This is a genomic window from Shinella yambaruensis (assembly GCF_022899355.1).
In the GTDB taxonomy this organism is placed as follows: Bacteria; Pseudomonadota; Alphaproteobacteria; order Rhizobiales; family Rhizobiaceae; genus Shinella; species Shinella yambaruensis.
Window position 1 is genome coordinate 42,562 of the sequence record NZ_JALJCK010000002.1, and the last position, 20,135, is coordinate 62,696.

The following is a 20,135-nucleotide window of genomic DNA, read 5'->3' on the forward strand; positions in this document are numbered from 1 at the left end:
AACCAGAAAAGAGGGAACGACCATGAAGAGACTTTTGACTGCAGCACTCATCACCACCCTGATGGCGTCGAGCGCCTTGGCCGATACGACGCTCAAACTCGTCGAGGTGATCACCAGCCCCGAGCGCACCGAGACGCTGAAATCCATCGTCGGGAAATTCGAGGCGGAAAATCCCGGCACCAAGGTCGAGATCATCTCGCTGCCCTGGGGCGAGGCCTTCCAGAAGTTCGCCACGATGGTCTCGGCCGGCGAGGTGCCGGACGTCATGGAAATGCCCGACACCTGGTTGTCGCTCTATGCCAACAACGGCATGCTGGAGAGCCTGGAGCCGTATCTTGCCAAATGGGAGCACACGTCCGGCCTGACGGCGCGTGCCCTGGAGCTCGGCCGCGACATCGACGACACGGCCTATATGCTGCCCTACGGCTTCTACCTGCGCGCCATGTTCTACAACAAGAAGCTGCTCGAAGAGGCCGGCGTTTCCGAGCCGCCGAAGACGCTGGACGAATTCGCCGAGGCCTCCAAGAAGGTTTCGGCGCTGCCCGGCAAATACGGCTATTGCCTGCGCGGCGGTCCGGGCGGGCTCAACGGCTGGGTGATGTTCGGCGCCACCATGGCCGGCGACAATAAATTCTTCAACGAGGACGGCACCTCCACCTTCAACAGCGAAGGCTGGGTGAAGGGCCTGACCTTCCTGATCGACCTCTACAAGAACGGTTACGCCCCGAAGGACAGCGTCAACTGGGGCTTCAACGAGATCGTCGCCGGCTTCTATTCGGGCACCTGCGCCTTCCTCGACCAGGATCCGGACGCGCTCATCGCCATTGCCGAGCGCATGAAGGCGGAAGACTACGGCATCATGACCATGCCGAAGGGACCGGCCGGAAAGACCTTCCCGACGATCGGTTTCGCCGGCTGGTCGATGTTCGCCTCCAGCGCCAACAAGGATCTCGCCTGGAAGCTGATCGAGACGCTCGAAGGGCCGGAAGGCAATATCGAGTGGAACAAGCGCACGGGCGCGCTGCCGGTGCACACGTCCGCGGAGAAGGACCCGTTCTATGCCAGCGAGCAGTTCAAGGGCTGGTTCGCCGAGCTGGAGGACAAGGACGCCGTGCCGACCGTGATGCCGACGCATCTGGAAGAGTTCGCCTTCTTCAAGGATTCGCTGGTCATCAAGACCTCGCAGGAAGCCCTTCTCGGCGACATCACGCCGGAGGACCTTGCCAACCAGTGGGCGGACTACCTGACCAAGGCCCAGCAAAAGTTCCTCGCCAAGAAATAGGCTGAGGAGCGCTCCGGGCGGAGACACGAGGCTCCGCCCGGAGACACTGTTTGGAACGCCCCGCCACCTTCAACGGAAGCGAGACGATGACCCTTGCCGCCCATCCGCACGCCGTGCGGCCGCTCAGGAAGCGGATTGCCGACGCATCGGAACCCTATCTCTACAGCGCGCCGGCGCTGATCCTCATCATCGCCGTCATGCTGGTGCCGCTGGTGCTCGGCATTTCCTATGCGTTCCGCGATATCCAGCTGCTGAACCCGTTTTCCGGCGGCTTCATCGGGCTCGATCATTTTCGCGCGCTGGGTGAGGACCAAGCCTTCTTCCGGGCGCTGCGCAACACGCTGTGGTGGACGGGCGCCTCGGTCTTCCTGCAGTTCATCTTCGGCCTCATCCTCGCGCTGCTCCTGGACAAGCCCTTTGCCGGCCGCGGCCTGGCGCAGGCGCTGGTCTTCCTGCCCTGGGCCGTGCCGAGCTTCCTTGCCGGCCTCAACTGGGCCTGGCTGTTCAACCCGGTCATCGGCCCGCTGCCGCACTGGATGCATGCGCTCGGCATTCTCGATGCGCCGAACAACATCCTCTCCGACCCGCAGCTCGCCATGTGGGGACCGATCGCCGCCAATGTCTGGTGGGGCATTCCCTTCTTCGCCATCACCCTGCTTGCCGCGCTCCAGGCGATCCCGCGCGATCTCTACGAGGCGGCCAGCATCGACGGGGCAGGGCCGGTCCAGCGCTTCCTCTCGATCACCCTGCCGTTCCTCGCGCCCACAATCGCCATCACCATCCTGCTGCGCACCGTCTGGATCTCGAATTTCGCCGACCTCATCGTCGTCATGACGAATGGCGGGCCGGCCGACCGCACGCAGATCGTCGCCAGCTACATCTTCACGCAGGCCTTCAAGCGCCTCGATTTCGGCTACGCCTCGGCCATCGCCCTCGTGCTGCTGGTCCTGCTGCTCGCCTATTCCATGCTGATCGTGCTTCTGCGCCAGACGCTGCTGAACAAGGGGTGAGACCATGAGAAGCAAGCCTTTCCTCACCGTGGCGCACCGGCTCGCGATCCTCGCCTACATCGTCGTCGCGCTCTTCCCGCTGTTCTGGCTGCTCAAGGTCTCGGTGACGCCGAACGACCTGCTCTACAGCGAGGGCGTGCGCATGTGGCCCTCGCGCGCCACCTTTGAGCACTATACGTTCGTCATCGCCCATAGCGCCTTTCCGACCTTCTTCAAGAACAGCCTGATCGTCGCCGGCTCGACGGCCGTGGCGGTCACGATCCTCGCCTCGCTCGCCGGCTACGCCCTGTCGCGCTTCCGTTTCCGGGCGAAGTACTGGATCGTCGCCTTGATGCTGGTCACGCAGATGTTCCCGCTGGTCATGCTGGTCGCGCCGATCTTCAAGATGCTCTCGCCGCTCGGCCTCACCAACAGCCTGACCGGCCTCGTCATCGTCTACACCGCCTTCAACGTGCCCTTCGCCACCTTCCTCATGCAGTCCTTCTTCGACGGCATTCCGAGGGACCTGGAGGAGGCGGCGATGATCGACGGGGCGACGCAGTTCGTCGCCTTCCGCCAGATCATCCTGCCGCTGACGCTGCCCGGCATCGCCGCGACGCTCGGCTTCGTCTTCACCGCCGCCTGGAGCGAACTGCTCTTCGCGCTGATGCTGATCTCCGGCAACGACGCGGCGACCTTCCCTGTCGGCCTTCTCACCTTCGTCTCGAAATTCTCGGTCGATTTCGGGCAGATGATGGCGGCGGGCATTCTCGCGCTCATTCCGGCCTGCCTCTTCTTCCTCCTCATCCAGCGCTACCTCGTGCAGGGCCTGACGGCCGGCGCGGTAAAAGGCTGAAAGGGTCTTCCATGGCTTCCATCGACATCCAGGACATCCGCAAGAGCTTCGGCACCTTTTCCGTGCTGCACGGCGTCGATCTCACCATCCGCGACGGCGAGTTCATCGTGCTGGTCGGCCCCTCGGGCTGCGGGAAATCCACGCTGCTGCGCATGATCGCGGGGCTGGAGGACGTTACGTCCGGCGACATCCGCATCGATGGCAGGCGGGTCAACGACCTTGCCCCGAAGGATCGCGACATCGCCATGGTGTTCCAGTCCTACGCGCTCTACCCGCATATGAGCGTCGCCGACAACATGAGCTACAGCCTGAAGCTCCGCCGCACCGCCAAGGAGAAGATCGCCAGTGCCGTCGGCGGGGCCGCTGCGAAACTCGGCCTCGATCCGCTGCTGGAGCGCCGCCCGCGCGCGCTTTCCGGCGGCCAGCGCCAGCGTGTCGCCATGGGCCGCGCCATCGTGCGCCAGCCGAAGGCCTTTCTCTTCGACGAGCCGCTGTCCAATCTCGATGCGCGCCTGCGCGAGCAGATGCGCGCCGAAATCAAGAAGTTGCACGGCGATCTTCATGCGACCTCCATCTACGTCACCCACGACCAGATCGAGGCCATGACGCTGGCGGACCGGATCGTCGCCATGCATGCCGGCGTCGTCCAGCAGGTCGGTACGCCGCTCGATCTTTACGACCGGCCGGCCAATCTCTTCGTCGCGGGCTTCATCGGCTCGCCGGGCATGAACTTCTTCGAGGGCTGCTATCTCGTATCAGGCGACCAGGCGGAGCTGCGGCTGGCGAACGGGGTGACATTGCCCGTCCCGCAAAGGGCCGGCATCGAACCAGGCGCGACGGCGACGCTCGGTATCCGCCCCGAGCATGTGGTGCTCGATGCGCACGGCGCGCTGGAGGCGAAGGTCGACCTCATCGAGCCGACGGGCTTCGGCATCATCATGCATGTGAGCATCCACGATGTCCCGATGAAAATTTTTACGCTCGACCGGGCGATGCTGGATCCCGGCCCGGCGGTCCGCGTCGACCTGCCGCAGGAGCGGCTTCACCTCTTCGGGACGCAGGGCCAGCGGGTGGAATGAAACGGGATCGTGAACACGATTTCGGTCCCGTCCAAAGACAATGTTAACCTTCATTTCCTAACCATCTACGCATCCCTATCGGCAATGATCGTCGAGTTTGCAGGTTCATGCGTATTTCCAGAACAAACTTCTACCCCATCCTTGAAACCGAAGAGGGAGCCGGCGAACAAGCGCCGTATTATTCCCGCGAAAACAATGCCTTGCCGGAATCCCTCCCGCAGGCCGACGATTGGCATGCGGCCGATGAGCCGGTCGCCAACGACGAGGACTATCGCCCGCGTTTCCGCTCGCCGGTGCTGCGGAGCTACGACCCCGGCCAGTATGCCGACGGAAGCTGGGAGAGCCATTTCTACATGGCGCCGAATGTCCGCTTCACGCGTACCCCCGACAAGGTCGCCGCCAGGATCGAGGAGGCGGCCGCGGAAGAGATGCAGCAGGCCGAGCCGGCGGTCGAGCAGGCCGTCCAGCCGGCGGCTCAGCCCGCCGAGATGGCGCCGCTTTCCCAGACGGAACTGCTGCAGCGCCTGCGCGAGGCGCTGGAGGAGCGCCGCCGCCGCTCCGAGGCGCAGCAGGCCGAGGCTGCCGCAGCGGCAGCCGTTGTCGAGCCGGTGCCGCCGCTGGTGCAGGCCGTGGTCGCCGCGGGCACGAGCGGAACGCCTGCCGATGCCGCCGTCGTGTTCAAGCCGGCCGGCCCGCTGCCGGCACCCGTTGCCGCAGCGGCGGTCGTCCCCGTCGCCAAACCGGCCATTTCCACCACGAAGCCAGCCGAGAAGACCGACGTGCGTACCGCAATCAGCCGTTTTGCCAATCTCTCCGACCACGCCTTCTGGGAGACGCTGGTGCCGGACGAGGATGCGGTCGAGCGTCCGGCGAGGCCGGCCGTCGCCGTGGTGCGCATGCCGATGCCCGTTCCCGCGCCGGCCGCCGTGGCCGTGCCGAAGCCCGTCGCGGTTCCGGGGGTGCGTCAGGAAGTCCCCTCCATCGCCTCGCTCTTCCGCGTCGTCGAATGCCGCCCGGCTGTTGCCCGGACTGCGGCGGTCGAACTTGCTCCTGTTGCCGAGGTGAAGGCGGAGCCCGTGGCGGTCGTCGCGACCCCGGTCGTCGAGACGGTCGCTGAACCCGTTCCGGTCGTCGCCGAGGTCCAGCCCGGCCCGGTTGCCGCCACGCCGGCCGTCACCCCGGTTGCTGCTGTCGAGCCCGTGCGCGAAACCCCGTCCTCGGTGCTGTCGCGCGCCCGGCCGTTCCAGGTCATGATGGCGACGCCGGCCGGCGATGCCTACGAATATCCGCCGCGCGAACTCCTGCAGGAGCCTCCGGGCACCGTCGGCTACGTGCTGACCCAGGAACAGCTGGAGCAGAATGCCGGCCTCCTCGAAAGCGTGCTGGAAGATTTCGGCGTGCGCGGCGAGATCATCCATGTCCGCCCGGGTCCGGTCGTCACGCTCTATGAATTCGAGCCCGCGCCCGGCGTCAAATCCTCCCGCGTCATCGGCCTTGCCGACGATATCGCCCGCTCCATGTCGGCGCTGTCGGCGCGTGTCGCGGTCGTGCCCGGCCGCAACGTCATCGGCATCGAGCTGCCGAATGCGACCCGCGAGACCGTCTATTTCCGCGAGATGATCGAGAGCCAGGATTTCGCCAAGACCGGCTTCAAGCTGCCGATCTGCCTCGGCAAGACCATCGGCGGCGAACCCGTCATCGCGGAACTCGCCAAGATGCCGCATCTGCTCGTCGCCGGCACCACCGGCTCGGGCAAGTCCGTTGCCATCAACACGATGATCCTGTCGCTGCTCTACCGCTTCCGTCCGGAAGAATGCCGCCTGATCATGGTCGACCCCAAGATGCTGGAACTGTCGATCTATGACGGCATCCCGCATCTGCTGACCCCCGTCGTTACCGATCCGAAGAAGGCCGTCATGGCGCTGAAATGGGCGGTGCGCGAGATGGAGGACCGTTACCGGAAGATGTCCCGCCTCGGCGTGCGCAATATCGACGGTTACAACAACCGCGTCGCCGCCGCGCGCGACAAGGGCGAGACGATCTCGATCAGCGTCCAGACCGGCTTCGACAAGGGAACCGGCGAGGCGATCCACGAGGAGCAGGAGCTCGCTCTCGATCCGATGCCCTATATCGTCGTCATCGTCGACGAGATGGCCGACCTGATGATGGTCGCCGGCAAGGAGATCGAAGGCGCGATCCAGCGGCTCGCCCAGATGGCGCGTGCCGCCGGCATCCACCTGATCATGGCGACGCAGCGCCCCTCGGTCGACGTCATCACGGGCACGATCAAGGCCAACTTCCCGACGCGTATCTCCTTCCAGGTGACGTCGAAGATCGACAGCCGCACCATCCTCGGCGAGCAGGGCGCCGAACAGCTGCTCGGCCAGGGCGACATGCTGCACATGGCCGGCGGCGGGCGGATTTCCCGCGTGCATGGTCCTTTCGTCTCAGACGAGGAGGTCGAAAAGGTCGTGTTGCATCTGAAGGCCCAGGGTCGCCCGGAATATCTGGAGACCGTGACGGCCGAGGAAGAGGAAGAAGAGGACGAGAAGCCGGCGGCCGGCGGCGCGGTGTTCGACAAGGGCGATATCGCGGCGGAAGACGGCGACGACCTCTACGAGAAGGCCGTCAAGGTCGTCATGCGCGACCGCAAGTGCTCGACGTCCTATATCCAGCGGCGCCTTGCCGTCGGTTACAACCGCGCCGCCTCCCTCGTCGAGCGCATGGAGAAGGAAGGCCTCGTCGGCCCCGCCAACCATGTCGGCAAGCGCGAGATCATCTCCGGCGAGCGCGGCAGCTTCCAGGCGCCAGAGCCGAGCGACGACGAGTGACAGTTGCGCCGGCGGCGATTGCCCAGCCGCCGGGCATTTGTCCTACTTATTTGAATCGCAACGCATTTCTTGATCCGGCCCGCCAGCGCGGGCCGGATTTTCGTCATGTCCACGGGAAATTTGTTGCGCCTGTCACATTTAATCGATTTGGCTTGGAATAGGGTCTTTCCGGCCTGTTGCATATGGCGGAACGATCTGTGAATAGTGCCGCCGACCCGAGAAACCGGCATCCAAAGGAGGACAGGAATGGCATTGATCACCATGCGGCAACTGCTCGATCACGCAGCGGAGAACGACTACGCACTGCCCGCATTCAACGTCAATAACCTGGAATATATCCAGGCGGTCATGCGCGCGGCGGATGCGACGGATTCTCCGGTGATCCTGCAGGCGAGCCGCGGTGCGCGCGCCTATGCGGGCGATGCTTTCCTGCGCCACCTGATCCTCGGCGCGGCCGAGGAATATCCGCATATCCCGGTCTGCCTTCACCTCGACCACGGCGACCAGCCCTCCACCTGCATTTCGGCCATCACCAACGGCTTCACCTCCGTCATGATGGACGGTTCGCTGCTCGCCGATGGCAAGACCGTCGCCAGCTACGAATACAATGTCGACGTGACGGCGGAGGTCGTGAAGATCGCGCACGCGGCCGGCGTTTCGGTCGAAGGTGAGCTTGGCTGTCTCGGCAACCTGGAAACGGGTGCCGGCGACAAGGAAGACGGCCACGGCTTCGAGGGCAAGCTTTCCCGCGAGGAACTGCTGACCGACCCGGACCAGGCGCTCGACTTCGTCTCCAGGACCGGCGTCGACGCGCTGGCCGTCGCCATCGGCACCAGCCACGGCGCCTACAAGTTCACCCGCGCGCCGGACGGCGACATCCTGTCGATCGACACGATCGCGAAGATCAACAAGAAGCTGCCGAACACGCATCTCGTCATGCACGGCTCCTCCTCGGTTCCGCAGGACCTGCAGGATCTGTTCACCGCCTATGGCGGCGAGATGAAGCAGACCTGGGGCGTTCCGGTCGCCGAGATCCAGAAGGCCATCCCGCTCGGCGTGCGCAAGGTCAATATCGACACGGACCTGCGCCTTGCCATGACCGGCACCATCCGCAAGAACTTCAAGGAGAAGCCGGACAATTTCGACCCGCGCAACTACCTGAAGCCGGCGACCGCCCTGATGGCGGACGTCTGCAAGGAGCGCTTCGAAGCCTTCCGCACCGCGGGCAAGGCCTCCGGCATCCGCATCAAGCGCCTGCCCGACATGGCGAAGTTCTACGCCACCAAGTAAGCTTTCGGCCTCCTGGCCTACCGCAGGGCAATCGCATGTGGGGCAAGACGATGCCGTAACCCCTTCTCCCCCGCGGGGAGAAGGTGGCCCGAAGGGCCGGATGAGGGGGGTGGTTCGGACAAATCCTTTACGCCTTCGACCTCCCCCTCATCCGCCTGCCGGCACCTTCTCCCCCCCGGGGGAGAAGGGATCTGGGGCGATGACTGCATTCCATATGCGATTGCCCTCCCGGTCTGCCGGTAGGGCGATTTTCCTTGCGGCTCCGGCTACCGGTCAGGAAATGCGCATTGACAGCGCCGCCGCACCATTCCTTATTCCTGAATATCTCATTCATATGAGGATGCATCTTTCCTGCCGAAACCGGCAGGAAGCCGTTGCAGGCCTGTGCGCCCCCTCGTAAAAGAATGCGATCCCGAAAAGCCGGATGATGCGAGGACAGACAGCATGAGCGTAGACCAGGCCCTGACGATCGCGGACCTCAAGGACCGGGCGCGCCGCCGCGTGCCGAAGATGTTCTTCGACTACGCGGATTCCGGCGCCTGGACGGAGGGCACCTACCGGGCCAACGAGGACGATTTCCACAAGGTCAAGCTGCGCCAGCGCGTGCTCGTCGACATGACCAACCGCTCGCTGGCCAGCGAGATGATCGGCGAGCCGGTGTCGATGCCCGTCGCGCTCGCACCGACCGGGCTCACCGGCATGCAGCATGCCGATGGCGAGATGCTCGCCGCGCAGGCGGCGGAGGAGGCCGGCGTGCCCTTCACGCTGTCCACCATGAGCATCTGCTCGATCGAGGACGTGCGCTCCGTCACGTCGAAACCCTTCTGGTTCCAGCTCTACGTGATGCAGGACAAGGATTTCGTCCATAACCTCATCGACCGGGCCAAGGCGGCCGGCTGCTCGGCGCTGGTGCTGACGCTCGACCTGCAGATCCTCGGCCAGCGCCACAAGGACCTGCGCAACGGCCTCTCCGCCCCGCCGCGCTTCACGCCGAAACACGTCTGGCAGATGGCGACACGGCCGTTCTGGTGCCTCGACATGCTCGGCACGAAGCGCCGCACCTTCGGCAACATCGTCGGCCACGCCAAGGGCGTGACGGACCTCTCCTCGCTCTCCTCCTGGACCTCGGAACAGTTCGACCCGCAGCTGTCCTGGAAGGACATCGCATGGATCCGCGACCGCTGGGGCGGCAAGCTCATCCTCAAGGGCATCCTCGACGAGGAGGACGCGCGCATGTCGCTCGACAGCGGCGCCGACGCCATCATCGTCTCCAACCATGGCGGCCGCCAGCTCGACGGCGCCGCTTCCTCGATCAGCATGCTGCCGCGCATCGTCGATGCCGTCGGCGACAGGATGGAGGTTCATCTCGACGGCGGCATCCGCTCCGGCCAGGATGTCCTCAAGGCGCTCTGCTACGGCGCCAAGGGCACCTATATCGGCCGCCCCTTCCTCTACGGCCTCGGCGCCGGCGGCAAGGCGGGCGTGCGCCGCGCGCTCGAGATCATCCGCAAGGAACTCGACGTCACCCTGGCGCTCTGCGGCGAACGCGACGTGAAGAACCTGTCGCGGAAGAACCTGCACACCGATCTTTGAGCGGGGCTGGCGGGGCAGCAGGGTTCATGCGAGAATGCGGCATGGCCAAGCGTGACGACATTTCCAAGGACCTTGATCGCCGCATCGATGCGCTGGCGGCACGGTCGTCCTTGACCCGCGGGCAGATCATCGAGGATGCGCTGGCGCATGGCCGCTCGCTTGCCTGGCAGGAAAAATGGATCGAGGGCGTCGAGGCAGGGCTTGCCGATGCGGAGCGCGGCGACTTTGCGAGCGAGGACGAGATCGCGCTCGTCCTCAACAAATATGCAGCGCGCTGATCGCCGATGGCGAAGGTCGTCTGGACCCGCCGTTATCTTCGGGAGCTTGAGGCGATAGGCGACTACATCGCCGAGCGCAATCCTGCCGCTGCAGCGCGCACCGTAACGGCTATCCACAGCCGCACCCGGCGCCTACTGACCGACAATCCCTTCATCGGGCGGCCCGGCGAGATCGCGGGAACGCGAGAGCTCGTCGTGCCGGGGACACCCTATATCGTCGCCTATCGTGTGCTGGAAACCCGAATCGACGTTCTCTTCGTGCAGCATGGCGCGGGGGAATGGCCAGACACCTTTTGACCGTCAGGCGCCCTCGAACCCCTGCAGGACATTCACCGCGTTGATGCCGAGGGCGTCCACCGCGTAGCCGCCTTCCATGACGAAGAGTATCGGGAGGGCAAAGTCGGCGATGCGGCGGCCGATGGTGAGGAAATGCTCGCTTTCCAGCTTGAACTGCGAGATCGGGTCTTCCTTGAATGCATCGACGCCGAGCGAGATGACGAGGGCGGTCGGGGCGTAGGCGCCGATCCGTGCATGCGCATCCTCGAAGGCGGCCTGCCATTCGAGCCAGCCGGTGCCGGCGGGGAGGGGATAGTTGAGGTTGAAGCCCTCGCCCCGGCCGGCCCCGCGCTCGCGGGCATAGCCGAGGTGGAAGGGAAACTCGAAATCCGGGTCGCCGTGCAGGCTCGCCAGCAGAACGTCGTCGCGGTCGTAGAAGATCTCCTGCGTGCCGTTGCCATGGTGGTAGTCGACGTCGAAGATCGCGACGCGGGCGTGGCCGTTGTCGAGGAAGCGCTGGGCGGCGATGGCGGCATTGTTGAGATAGCAGTAGCCGCCGAAGAAATCGCGGCCGGCATGGTGGCCGGGCGGGCGGCAGAGCGCGAAGGCGGCGCGTTCGCCGGACAGCACGGCATCGGTGCCGGCAAGCGCCGTGTCGGCGGCGCGCCTGGCGGCCTGCCAGGTGGTCTCGGTGATCGAGCCCGCCATGTCGAAGGAATAATAGGAAAGCCGCGCATCGAGGCCGGACGGCGGGGCGTCGAGCATCGGCATCGAGCGGTGACGCCAGCTATAGGGCCAGACCTCGCCGTCGCGGCCGGCGGCGCGCCATTCGGCAAAGACGTTCTGCAGGAAATCGAGATAGTCCGGCGTGTGGACACGCTCGATGGCTGCGCGGTCATAGGCGGGGGGCTCGATCACCGGGCCGAGGCCGACCTCCTTGACGCGCCTGAGAACGATTTCGGCACGCTCCGGCTTCTCGAAGGTCTCGACGATGCGGCCGAAGGACAGTTCCATGCCGCTGTGATGCAGGTGATGATCGGCGGTATAGAAGGTTTTCATGATCAGACGACTTCACCATAGAGCGTGCGTTCGAGTGCGGTGACTTCCGCGGCGAAGCGGCGGTATTCGGCGCGCTTGAGGGCGAGGAGGACGTGGTGCAGCCGCTCGCCGAACGCCTCCTTCAGGAAGGCGGAGCGGGCGGCCGTCTCGATGGCGCTGCGCCAGTCCGGCGGCAGCGCGTCGCCGGCATTCTCCGCATAGGCCGTCGTTTCGGGGCCGGGGTCGGCCCGGTCGACAATGCCCTTGCGCATGCCGGCAAGCACGGCGGCGCCGACGAGATAGGGGTTGGAATCGATGCCGGCGGCGCGCTGTTCCAGATGGCGCCCGGCGGGGGAGCCGGCCGGAATGCGCACCGCGACGCTGCGGTTGTTGGTGCCCCACGTCGGCGTCGTCGGCGCATAGCTCTGGGCGGAGAAGCGGCGCCAGGAATTGAGATGCGGGGCGAAGACGAGCATGGATTCGTGCATCGTTTCCAGCAGGCCGGCGACGGCCTGTTTCAGGAGGGGCGAGAGCGCGTCGCCCTGGTCGGCGAAACGATTGACGCCCCCGGCATCGGCAAGGCTCGCATGCACATGCATGCCGGAGCCGGCACGGCCGGCGAAAGGCTTTGCCATGAAGCAGGCCATCATGCCGTGTCGGACGGCGAGGGCGCGCAGGAGGCGCTTCAGCATGGCAAGGTCGTCGGCGGCGCGCAGCGCCGCACCGTGGCGCAGCGTCAGCTCGAACTGGCCCTGCGCATATTCCGAGATCATCGTCTCGACGGGCAGGCCCTGTGCCTCCGCGCCGCGATAGACGGCGTCGATGAAGGGCTCCAGCCGGTCGAGCTCGGTGACGCCATAGACCTGGATGCCATCCGGCCGTTCGCCGGAAAGCGGCAGGCGCAGCGGCTGGAAGGTGCCGTCGGCCGCGCGCTCGCGGTCGAGCAGGTAGAATTCCAGCTCGTAGGCGAGCACGGGGTGGAAACCGTCTGCCTCCAGATGCCTCACCTGGCGGGCCAGCGCATGGCGCGGGTCGGCCGCCATCGGCGTGCCGTCGAGCTCGAAGAGGGCGAGGCGCAGTTCGCCGCGCGGCGGGGAAGTCCAGGGCAGGGGAACGAGCGAGCCGGCAACCGGCCAGGCGCGCCGGTCCGCATCGCCATCCGACCAGACGAGGCCGGTTTCCTCCACGTCCTCGCCCGTCACGTCGAGGCCGAGGATCGAGCCGGGCAGGTGACGGCCGGAGCGGAAGATCGCCAGCAGCTCGTGCCGCCGGATGATCTTGCCGCGCGCGATGCCGTTGAGGTCGATCAGGACGAGGTCGAAGGCGGTGATTTCGGGATGCGCGGCAAGGAACGCTTCGGCTTCCGAAATGTCGGCGGCCTCCGGCGGGCGGGTGGCGATGTCGCGGCTCACGCGGCGGCCCTCCGTTCCGCAAGGCGTCCGGTGACGGTCGCGAAGGCCGCGACGAGACCGTCGGCCTGCTGTTCCGAAAGGGCGGGGCTGACGAGCACCATGTTGTGGAAGGGCGTCAGGAGGTAGCCGAGGTTCAGCATGGAAAGATGCAGGGCCGCCTCGATCGTGTCCGACGCGGCGGCGCGCGCCTCCGCGGCGTTGCGCACGGGGACCGGCGAGAAGACGACCTCCAGCCGCGCGCCGACGCGCGCGACGGTCCAGTCGAGGCCCGCGGCGGCGATGGCCGCCTTGAAGCCGGCCTCGATGCGGTCGGCGCGCGCCTGCATGATGCGATAGGCCTCCTCGGTCATCACCTGTTCGAGGCAGGCGCGCAGGCAGGCGAGCTGCAGCGCGCTGCCCGACAGCGTCGTGCCGATGCCGGAATGGCCGTGGCCGCTCTGTTCGCGGCGGATGACGTGCAGCCTGTCGGAGATCGCCTGGGTCATGCCCCAGACGCTGACCGGCACGCCGCCGCCGATCGGCTTGCCCATCACCATGAGGTCCGGTTCGAGGCTGTGCACCTTGCTGTAGCCGCCAAGGCCCGTGGAGATGGTGTGCGTCTCGTCGATGAGCAGCAGCGTGCCGGCCGCGCGCGTCAGGCGCCGCAGCGCGGCATGGAAGCCGGGAGCGGGCGGGATCATGCCGCAGTTCGTCATGACGGGCTCGGCGAGCACGCAGGCGATGTCGTGTCCGGCGAGCGCCTTTTCCAGCGCCGCCTCGTCATTGAAGGGGATCGAGACGGTGAGTTCGCCGAGATCGCGCACCTGGCCGAGCAGGTTGCGGCGGGAAACGGTCCTGCCGTCGACGAGATCCACCAGCGTGTCGTCCACGGCGCCATGGTAGCAGCCGTCGAAGACGAGGAGTTTCGCCCGGCCGGTGACGGCGCGGGCGACGCGGATGGCGAAGCGGTTGGCGTCGCTGGCGGTAGCGCCGAGCTGCCAGCGCGGCAGGCCGAAGCGCTCCACAAGCAGGCGACCGACCGCTGCGGCGTCGGAGGAGGGCAGCATGGTGGTGAGGCCGCGCGTGCCGGCATTCTTCAGGGCTTCGAGAACCGGGGCGGGGCCGTGGCCGAACATGGCGCCGGTGTCGCCGAGGCAGACGTCGACGATGCGGTTGCCGTCGAGATCGACGAGCTCCGCCCCGCTGGCCTCATCGACGACGAGGGGGAAGGGCGTCGGCCAGTCGAGCATCCAGTGCTGCGGCACGCCGTCGAAGAAACCGGATGCCGCCTCGTCATGCGCCGCCGCCGAACGCGGCCGCCGCGCGCGAAAAACCTCTGCCTCCGCCTCGATGAGCGCGCGGGCGCGCGCCTCCAGGTTCGCCCTCTCCATCCCGTTCTCCAGCAAGTCCTCAAGAAATGTGATCACATATTGGTTGATGTGATTTCAAGTGTCAAACGACAAGATGCCTGCCGGAGAAGCTACAGCGCGCTGACGATGCGCAGCCAGTCGTGCACGGAGGCGGCCGCCTGCTTTTCCGCGGAGCCCTTCGGCAGCGCGCTGCGGTCGCCCATCTCGCGCACCTCGCTCGGGCTCATGCCGAACTGGTGGCGGAAGGCGCGGGAAAAGGCGGACGTATCGGAGAAGCCGCAGGCATAGGCGATCTCGCCGACCGTGCGCTTGCGCTCGTTCGCCAGCATGTCGAAGGCGGCGCGCAGGCGCCGGGTGCGGATATGGTCGGTGACGCCGCCGATCGGCTCGAACAGCCGGTAGAGCGAGGCGCGCGACAGGCCGAACATCTTGCACAGGTGGTCCGGCCCGAGATCCGGCAGGGCGATGTTCTGTTCGATGTAGCGACGGATTTCCATGATGACGGCGCCGCGCACCGTGGGCGAGGGCTGGCTCCGCTCGGCGACCTGCGGGCCGACGAGATTGGTGACGAGATTGGCCGTGGCGGTGACGATGGCCGGCGCCTCGGCCGGGGTGATGTCCGTGAGGTCCGCGAAAAGAGCGCGCAGATGGCTGCCGACCAGCCGGGCCGTGCTCGTCGATCGCTTGAGGAGCAGGCCGTGCAGGGCGTCGTTCTGCGCCTCCTTGGCGAAGAGCAGGTGGCGCGGCAGCACGAGCGTGAGATTGCGGCAATGCTGCGTCTCTGCCTGCATGGGACGCGACAGGTCGAAGAGGGAGATGTCGCCCGCCTCCACCAGCACCGTCTCGCCGGCGACCGTGCGCCGGTCGCAGCCATCGAGCGTCACCTGCACGAAGATGAGGTCGAGGCCGCTGCGGGCGATGCGGCCGGGGTCGCGCGCGAAGCGATAGGTCGTGCCGAGCATTTCGGCGGCGAAGAACAGGGCAGGGCCCATGAAGTAGGTGGAGAGGCTGGCGCGGAAATCGTCGATCCGCTCCGGCGTCGTCATGGTCGTGCGGAAGACGGGGTCGAGCGTTTCGGCAAAGAGCTGGCTTTCCCGGCGACAGTGCGCGCCGGCTTCGGCAAGGACGGAGTTGGAGGGCAACTTGGCGGCGGGGCTCATTCTCTCTCGCGGCGGTTCGGTAACGGGCGGTCTTGCCTATCCAAGAGGCGGAACGGGCGAAGGTTCCCGGAAATTCGCCGTCGTGCCGGATTTGCAGGCTTGGCACGGCGTCTCATTCTTTTGGCCTCCTGTCTCATAATGACCATTGGCATTCCTAATACAATTGACAGTTTCATCGGGCTGCAACCCCATGGAAAATAAAGGGTCCATTCGGGCCCGCGGTGCTGCGGCAAACACGACGGCGGGCGCATCGTTCCGGATCGAGGAAGAGGTATGGATCAGGTTTCCTTTGCCGACAGCGCGCTGGTCTTCCAGGTGCCGCCGTTCGAATTCCTGAATGCGCCGGGTTTTGCCGCGGCGCGGGACCGGCTGGTGGCCGGCAAGCTCGCCCTCTATGAGGGCAACCACCTCTTCAACCGGCTTATCCTGGAGGAGGGCCGGTTCCTCTGTTATCTCGCCGCGCTTTCGCTGCATGCGGGCCAGGACATGGGGCAATCCTCCACCTGGCTGACGCTCGGGCGGCTCCAGCGCGAGGTCACGGAACTCGGCGTGGCGAGCCGCAACCGGGTCGAGGCCCAGGTTTCCTGTCTGCGCAAATACGGTTTCCTCACGCAGCAGCCGCATGCATCGGACCGGCGCGTGCGGCTGCTCGTTCCGAGCGCGGCCCTTCTGGCGCGCGATGCCGGCATTCTCGGTCTTCTCGTCGATGGTTTGTCGGCGCTCGGGCTTTCGCCGACGGAGGGGCGGAGCGGGCCGCTGGAGCCGGATCTGCACCGTGCCATGCGCCGGGCGACGCTGCCGCATCTGCCGGGCCTCAGCCGGCTCATCCGCCGCCATCTGCCGCTGGCGCCGTTCTTCGCCCATGATTGCGGCTATATGATCCTGCTGCTTCTCTTGCGGGGCGGCCGGGACGGCGGCGATGCCGTCATCGGCTCCGGCTACCAGCGGCTTGCTATGCAGACGGGCGTGTCGCGCACCCATGTCCGCCGCATCGTCGAGGCGGCGCGCGATGCCGGCCTCCTGACCACCACGGCGCGCGGCGGCCACGACATCCGGCTGACGCCGGCCATGTGGCATGCGGCGGACCGCTGGTTCGCGGACAAGTTCGCCCTGACGGACCTGCTGTTGCGCGAGGCCCTGCCGGCCGGACGCACCAGCGCGGCGGCCTGACGACGGCGTCCTATCCGGCGGAGCCGGCGGCGGCGAGAACGACGGCAAGGGCGAGGTGCGTCATGTGATGCAGCGTCTGGTCCGCGCCGAGAAGCCACCAGAAGCCCGTCTGCTTTGGAGTGAGTGCCTGGCGGCGGGCCATGACGCCTTTCATCCGGTCGATCGTACCGTGCACGAGGGCGTCGGCAAGGCCGAGCCAGGCGAGCGGCGGCGCAACGAGGAGAAACAGAAGGGCGGTAATGGCGCCGTGCAGGCCCGCATGGATGGCAAGCGGCAGCAACCAGCCCTCTCGCCGCTCCTTGCCCATGGCGATCCAGTCCGTCTGGAAAACGAAGTCCGCCAGGAAGTGTTTGACGAGGAACGCCGCCATGGCGGCGGCGATCCATATGGTCGAGATCTGGTCCGGTATGTCGATCATTCGGCTCCCGTCTGCCCGCCGCCGTAAAGCAGGGGTGGGCGGCCCCTTCTACGCGATTTCCGGACGCAAGGCCGCTGTGCACTTCTGCTGGAATTGCTCTAGCGGCCGCCAGCCTCGGCGATGCCCTTCGTCAGGCTGCCTGTCGCCGGATAGAGCGGGATCAGGCAGGCCTGGAGCGCATGATAGATGTCTCCCTTGCCGGCGAACAGGGTATAGCTCGGCGCAAGATCTTCCGTCAGCTCTTCATGCCAGCCGCCGCGGTCCTGATCAAGGAAATGGCGCGCGATGGCGTCCCAGATTTTCCGGTACCAGGTCTCGTGGAAGTCGCCCGGCAGGTGCTCGCAAAGGAATGCCGCCGCGCCCGCGCCCTCGGCCATCGGCCACCATAGCTTGCTCCGGTTGACCGGTTCGTCGTTCCAGTCGAGCGTATAGAAGAAGCCGCCCTTCTCCTTGTCCCAGCCGAGCGCGATGGACTGGGCGAAGAGGGCTTTCGCCGCCTCCGGCATCCAGTCGTGTTTCCTGCCGCCGAGGGCGTGGAGTTGAAGGATGAGGCGCGCCCATTCCAGCCAATGGCCGGGCGTGGTGCCGGAGGGGCGGAACATCTCGTTGCCGCGATACTCTTTGTCCAGCACCCAGTTCTCGTCGAAATGTTCCGGCACGCGGAAACCGTTTTCGCCGGCGCGGCGGCGGATGATGAGGTCGGCGACGCTTTCCGCCTTGTCGAGATAGGTCTTCTCGCCGGTCGCCTCGTAGGCGGCCATCAGGGCTTCCGTCAGGTGCATGTTGGAATTCTGGCCGCGATAACCGGGCACCGCCGTCCAGTCCGTCTCGAATTCCTCCGCGATCGCGCCGTGCTTGCCTTCCCAGAAACGCTTTTCCAGAACCTCGGTGACGTCGGCGATCATGTGGTCGGCATCCGGATGGCCGGCGACCTTGGCGCTGGAGGCGGCCAGCAGCACGAAGGCATGGCCGTAACCCTGCTTGCTGGCATCGAGCAGGCCGGCATTGTCGAGCGACCAGTGATAGCCGCCGCGCTCCGCGTCCCGGTGCTTTTCCCAAAGGTATTTCATGCCGTGGTCGACGATATCGTCGGAGCCGGGACGTCCGAGCAGGCTGCCGATGGCAAAGCAATGCACCATGCGTGCGGTGGAATGAATACCGCGCACGGGGTTTCCGGGGTTGAGCGGTCGGCCTTCGGCATCGAGTTCATGAAACCCGCCGAGCGGATTGAAGGCCCGGTTCTGGAAGAAATCGAAGAGGCGGTTCGCTTCGCGCCAAAGCCACTGGCGATGGTAGTCGCGCTTGCGCCATGCTGTGCCTGGATGTCCCGTTGCGCCCATGATGCGTTCTCCTTTTTGATCGGTCCGCATTGTTGTTTCCCGTGCCGGGGTCGTCACGGGCGCGGGGGGAATCTGCCGTGGCGCGGTGTTCACGCACGGCCCGCAACGCTCGCAATGACGGTTGGCCTCCGGATCGGTGGGAGGGGAGTTATGGCCCAGAACCGAGGGGACGGCAACCCGGCAACGAAGGCCCCGTTCCCGGCGGAAGACGCAGCCCCGGGAGGGGGAAAAGCGAATTTACGATTGCGGCGAAAATGAGAAAATATACTCTATCAATCTTATAGGGATAATATATAACTCTCCTCAGAAAACGGGACGGACATGATCGTCCGCACCCGAAGGCCGACTGAAGAGAGCCTTCACAACAAGGGATGATGGATGAGCAACGCCAAACTCGAAGGCCGCCCCGGTTATCTGCCCTTCGGCATCGCCAACGACCGCAGGGCCCGCCGTGCCAGACAGCAGGCCCTCGTGAACCAGATCGTCATTACCGGTGCCTTTCTCTTCGTCGGCGCCGTGGTCTTCGGCCTCGTCGGCTGATTTTTCCGTTCCAGATGCGATGATCGCGGACTGCCTCAGTCTGCTCCGAACACGTCGCGCGTGTAGATTTTGTCCCGGACGTCTTCGAGTTCTTCGGCGAGGCGATTGGCGATGATGAGGTCGGCGCGGCGTTTGAGGTCGGCGAGATCGCGCACGACTTCGGAGCGGAAGAACGTGTCCCCCTCGAAATCCGGCTCGTAGACGATGACCGGGATACCCTTTGCCTTGATGCGCTTTATGATGCCCTGGATGGAGGAGGCGCGGAAATTGTCCGAATCCTTCTTCATGGCAAGGCGGTAGACGCCCACCACCTCGGGGTTGCGCGCGACGATGTCGTCGGCCAGGAAATCCTTGCGCGTCGTATTGGCGTCCACGATGGCCCGGATGAGGTTCTGCGGCACTTCGCTGAAGTTGGCAAGCAGCTGCTTCGTGTCTTTCGGCAGGCAATAGCCGCCATAGCCGAACGAAGGGTTGTTGTAGTGCGTGCCGATGCGCGGATCGAGCCCGACCCCCTCGATGACCTGGCGCGTGTCGATGCCATGCGTCATGGCATAGGAATCGAGCTCGTTGAAATAGGCGACCCGCATGGCGAGATAGGTGTTGGCGAAAAGCTTGATCGCTTCGGCCTCCCCGGAGCCGGTGAACAGCAGGGGGATGTCCTTTTTGATCGCTCCTTCCTGGAGCAGGCCCGCGAACCGGCGGGCCTCGGGCGTGTCGCCCCCCATCACGATGCGGGAGGGATGGAGGTTGTCGTGGAGCGCCTTGCCCTCGCGCAGGAATTCGGGCGAGAAGAGGATGCGGTGGTCGTCGCGCGCCGCCTGCAATGATTGGGTATAGCCGACGGGCACGGTCGACTTGATGACGATGGTGGCGCCGGCGTTGACGCGCCGCACGTCCTCGATGACGGCCTCGACGCTGCTCGTGTCGAAATAGTTGCTGTGCGGATCGTAGTTCGTCGGCGTCGCCACCACCACGAAATCGGCCTTGGCGAAGGCTTCGGCCTTGTCCGCCGTTGCCCTCAGCCGCAGGGGCTGCGTGCGCAGATAGGTCTCGATCTCCGCATCGACGATCGGCGAGACGCGCGCATTCAATTTGGCCACGCGCTGTTCGCTGATGTCATAGGCAAGGACGTCGTTGTGCTGTGCGAGAAGCACGGCATTGGAAAGGCCGACATAACCGATGCCGGCAACCGTGATGTCGACCATGAATACCTCTGAACGGATGGACGGACGGC

Annotated in this window: 18 protein-coding genes; 11 read left to right on the plus strand and 7 right to left on the minus strand. The window is 65.7% G+C overall.

Translation table 11 applies throughout. The annotated features are described in order from the left end of the window. Positions 1-22 precede the first annotated feature (22 nt). The 9 genes from MUU56_RS04135 (at position 23) to MUU56_RS04175 (ending at position 10,495) form a co-directional block, all read left to right on the plus strand. Positions 23-1,282, plus strand: a complete 1,260-nt coding sequence (locus tag MUU56_RS04135; protein WP_244766054.1) for an ABC transporter substrate-binding protein — start codon at positions 23-25, stop codon at positions 1,280-1,282. 86 nt (positions 1,283-1,368) lie between these two features. Next, positions 1,369-2,292, plus strand: coding sequence for a carbohydrate ABC transporter permease (locus MUU56_RS04140; protein ID WP_244766629.1), 924 nt, complete (start codon positions 1,369-1,371; stop codon positions 2,290-2,292). A gap of 4 nt (positions 2,293-2,296) precedes the next feature. Then, positions 2,297-3,127, plus strand: a complete 831-nt coding sequence (locus MUU56_RS04145; protein ID WP_244766055.1) for a carbohydrate ABC transporter permease — start codon at positions 2,297-2,299, stop codon at positions 3,125-3,127. Positions 3,128-3,138: 11 nt separating this feature from the next. After that, positions 3,139-4,206, plus strand: a complete 1,068-nt coding sequence (locus MUU56_RS04150) for an ABC transporter ATP-binding protein (protein ID WP_244766056.1) — start codon at positions 3,139-3,141, stop codon at positions 4,204-4,206. 107 nt (positions 4,207-4,313) lie between these two features. After that, positions 4,314-7,037, plus strand: a complete 2,724-nt coding sequence (locus MUU56_RS04155; RefSeq protein ID WP_244766057.1) for a DNA translocase FtsK — start codon at positions 4,314-4,316, stop codon at positions 7,035-7,037. A gap of 246 nt (positions 7,038-7,283) precedes the next feature. After that, positions 7,284-8,327 carry a class II fructose-bisphosphate aldolase gene (fba, locus tag MUU56_RS04160; RefSeq protein WP_244766058.1) on the plus strand — a complete coding sequence of 348 codons (1,044 nt, stop codon included), beginning with the start codon at positions 7,284-7,286 and terminating at the stop codon, positions 8,325-8,327. 444 nt (positions 8,328-8,771) lie between these two features. Continuing rightward, positions 8,772-9,920, plus strand: coding sequence for an alpha-hydroxy acid oxidase (locus MUU56_RS04165; protein ID WP_244766059.1), 1,149 nt, complete (start codon positions 8,772-8,774; stop codon positions 9,918-9,920). A gap of 41 nt (positions 9,921-9,961) precedes the next feature. After that, positions 9,962-10,198 (plus strand): CopG family ribbon-helix-helix protein, encoded by a 237-nt coding sequence (locus MUU56_RS04170; RefSeq protein WP_244766060.1) that lies wholly within the window; start codon positions 9,962-9,964, stop codon positions 10,196-10,198. 6 nt (positions 10,199-10,204) lie between these two features. Then, entirely contained in the window at positions 10,205-10,495 is a 291-nt protein-coding gene (locus tag MUU56_RS04175) for a type II toxin-antitoxin system RelE/ParE family toxin (protein ID WP_244766061.1), read from the plus strand. A 3-nt stretch (positions 10,496-10,498) separates the two neighbouring features. Here MUU56_RS04175 and MUU56_RS04180 read toward each other — a convergent pair whose 3' ends face one another. The 4 genes from MUU56_RS04180 to MUU56_RS04195 all read right to left on the minus strand — a co-directional run bounded on the left by MUU56_RS04180 (position 10,499) and on the right by MUU56_RS04195 (position 15,433). Continuing rightward, a complete protein-coding gene (locus tag MUU56_RS04180; RefSeq protein WP_244766062.1) occupies positions 10,499-11,533 on the minus strand; it encodes a histone deacetylase family protein in 1,035 nt (344 codons plus the stop codon). Positions 11,534-11,535: 2 nt separating this feature from the next. Beyond that, on the minus strand, positions 11,536-12,924 hold the full coding sequence (locus MUU56_RS04185; protein ID WP_244766063.1) for a glutamine synthetase family protein: 1,389 nt from the start codon (positions 12,922-12,924) through the stop codon (positions 11,536-11,538). Beyond that, entirely contained in the window at positions 12,921-14,294 is a 1,374-nt protein-coding gene (locus tag MUU56_RS04190) for a transaminase (protein WP_244766064.1), read from the minus strand. Before MUU56_RS04190 ends, MUU56_RS04185 begins: the two co-directional genes overlap by 4 nt. An 89-nt stretch (positions 14,295-14,383) precedes the next feature. Next, the gene (locus MUU56_RS04195; protein ID WP_244766065.1) at positions 14,384-15,433 is read right to left on the minus strand and encodes a helix-turn-helix domain-containing protein; all 1,050 of its coding nucleotides are present in this window, start codon (positions 15,431-15,433) and stop codon (positions 14,384-14,386) included. A 273-nt stretch (positions 15,434-15,706) separates the two neighbouring features. Between MUU56_RS04195 and MUU56_RS04200 the strand changes: the two genes are divergently transcribed. Continuing rightward, on the plus strand, positions 15,707-16,603 hold the full coding sequence (locus MUU56_RS04200; protein ID WP_244766066.1) for a hypothetical protein: 897 nt from the start codon (positions 15,707-15,709) through the stop codon (positions 16,601-16,603). Between the two features lie 10 nt (positions 16,604-16,613). Here MUU56_RS04200 and MUU56_RS04205 read toward each other — a convergent pair whose 3' ends face one another. Both MUU56_RS04205 and MUU56_RS04210 read right to left on the minus strand, forming a co-directional pair. Continuing rightward, positions 16,614-17,021: a DUF3307 domain-containing protein gene (locus tag MUU56_RS04205; RefSeq protein ID WP_244766067.1), complete on the minus strand. Its 408-nt coding sequence runs from the start codon at positions 17,019-17,021 to the stop codon at positions 16,614-16,616. Positions 17,022-17,119: 98 nt separating this feature from the next. After that, positions 17,120-18,361: an AGE family epimerase/isomerase gene (locus tag MUU56_RS04210; protein ID WP_244766068.1), complete on the minus strand. Its 1,242-nt coding sequence runs from the start codon at positions 18,359-18,361 to the stop codon at positions 17,120-17,122. Between the two features lie 378 nt (positions 18,362-18,739). On the opposite strand from MUU56_RS04210, the gene MUU56_RS04215 reads away from it, so the two are divergent. Further along, positions 18,740-18,901 carry a hypothetical protein gene (locus tag MUU56_RS04215; protein ID WP_244766069.1) on the plus strand — a complete coding sequence of 54 codons (162 nt, stop codon included), beginning with the start codon at positions 18,740-18,742 and terminating at the stop codon, positions 18,899-18,901. A gap of 35 nt (positions 18,902-18,936) precedes the next feature. Here the strand turns inward: MUU56_RS04215 and MUU56_RS04220 are convergent, their stop codons facing one another. Further along, complete coding sequence (locus MUU56_RS04220) at positions 18,937-20,106, minus strand: nucleotide sugar dehydrogenase (RefSeq protein ID WP_244766070.1); 1,170 nt, start codon at positions 20,104-20,106, stop codon at positions 18,937-18,939. Positions 20,107-20,135 lie beyond the last annotated feature (29 nt).

Bases quoted from the DNA above. Each gene is read 5' to 3' on its own strand.
- MUU56_RS04135 (WP_244766054.1), top strand. From the start codon at position 23: ATGAAGAGACTTTTGACTGCAGCACTCATCACCACCCTGATGGCGTCG.
- MUU56_RS04140 (WP_244766629.1), top strand. From the start codon at position 1,369: ATGACCCTTGCCGCCCATCCGCACGCCGTGCGGCCGCTCAGGAAGCGG.
- MUU56_RS04145 (WP_244766055.1), top strand. From the start codon at position 2,297: ATGAGAAGCAAGCCTTTCCTCACCGTGGCGCACCGGCTCGCGATCCTC.
- MUU56_RS04150 (WP_244766056.1), top strand. From the start codon at position 3,139: ATGGCTTCCATCGACATCCAGGACATCCGCAAGAGCTTCGGCACCTTT.
- MUU56_RS04155 (WP_244766057.1), top strand. From the start codon at position 4,314: ATGCGTATTTCCAGAACAAACTTCTACCCCATCCTTGAAACCGAAGAG.
- fba (WP_244766058.1), top strand. From the start codon at position 7,284: ATGGCATTGATCACCATGCGGCAACTGCTCGATCACGCAGCGGAGAAC.
- MUU56_RS04165 (WP_244766059.1), top strand. From the start codon at position 8,772: ATGAGCGTAGACCAGGCCCTGACGATCGCGGACCTCAAGGACCGGGCG.
- MUU56_RS04170 (WP_244766060.1), top strand. From the start codon at position 9,962: ATGGCCAAGCGTGACGACATTTCCAAGGACCTTGATCGCCGCATCGAT.
- MUU56_RS04175 (WP_244766061.1), top strand. From the start codon at position 10,205: ATGGCGAAGGTCGTCTGGACCCGCCGTTATCTTCGGGAGCTTGAGGCG.
- MUU56_RS04180 (WP_244766062.1), bottom strand. From the start codon at position 11,533: ATGAAAACCTTCTATACCGCCGATCATCACCTGCATCACAGCGGCATG.
- MUU56_RS04190 (WP_244766064.1), bottom strand. From the start codon at position 14,294: ATGGAGAGGGCGAACCTGGAGGCGCGCGCCCGCGCGCTCATCGAGGCG.
- MUU56_RS04195 (WP_244766065.1), bottom strand. From the start codon at position 15,433: ATGAGCCCCGCCGCCAAGTTGCCCTCCAACTCCGTCCTTGCCGAAGCC.
- MUU56_RS04200 (WP_244766066.1), top strand. From the start codon at position 15,707: ATGGATCAGGTTTCCTTTGCCGACAGCGCGCTGGTCTTCCAGGTGCCG.
- MUU56_RS04205 (WP_244766067.1), bottom strand. From the start codon at position 17,021: ATGATCGACATACCGGACCAGATCTCGACCATATGGATCGCCGCCGCC.
- MUU56_RS04210 (WP_244766068.1), bottom strand. From the start codon at position 18,361: ATGGGCGCAACGGGACATCCAGGCACAGCATGGCGCAAGCGCGACTAC.
- MUU56_RS04215 (WP_244766069.1), top strand. From the start codon at position 18,740: ATGAGCAACGCCAAACTCGAAGGCCGCCCCGGTTATCTGCCCTTCGGC.
- MUU56_RS04220 (WP_244766070.1), bottom strand. From the start codon at position 20,106: ATGGTCGACATCACGGTTGCCGGCATCGGTTATGTCGGCCTTTCCAAT.